Genomic DNA, 570 nt, shown 5'->3' with positions numbered 1-570 from the left:
TTCACCGTAAGTGATGTCTACTACAGCTTGATCACTCCCTTTTGGTGAAACGTTTCCGTCGAGGTCGCTTTGCGTCGCATCCACTTTAATGCTGTTGCTATCGGTCACGTTTGCGGTCCAAGTAATCACACCGTTGCTGTAGCTGTAGGTACTTTGCGCTGTGCCATCTGCGTTCACAAGTGCATTGCCATCCAGTATCAATGACACAACGCTGTCGTTGATACTCAACGTCACTTCACCGCCTTTCATCAACTCGGCGTGGTTCACGTCAACCTTCACTTGAACCTGGTCATTATCCAGCTCATCTTTGTTGATCACACCATCGTCGTTCGCGTCATCCACGATGCTAACGCTTGGCGCACCTGCGTCCGCCGTGGTATCCACTTTCGCTTTGTCGCTGCCTTTCTCTGACACGTTGCCCGCCGCATCCGTAATGGTTGCGTCCACGGTCAGGATCGTACCTTCCGCCGGTGTATCGACTGTGGTCAACACTTTCCCTGTGTCAATGTGAGCCTGAGTCAATTCGATATCAATGCCGTTCACCGTTAAAATATCGCCCACATTGGCATT

General features: G+C 51.1%; 1 protein-coding gene. It reads right to left on the bottom strand.

Translation table 11 applies throughout. The annotated features are described in order from the left end of the window. Positions 1 to 447 (bottom strand): hypothetical protein (locus FCV43_RS20255; RefSeq protein WP_136996193.1); only part of this gene is annotated, 447 nt, incomplete at its 3' end. Positions 448 to 570 lie beyond the last annotated feature (123 nt).

This window comes from Vibrio genomosp. F6 (assembly GCF_005146325.1).
GTDB lineage: Bacteria > Pseudomonadota > Gammaproteobacteria > Enterobacterales > Vibrionaceae > Vibrio > Vibrio cortegadensis.
Note: the sequence above shows the minus strand (reverse complement) of the source record. Positions and strands in the feature narration are given on the sequence as shown.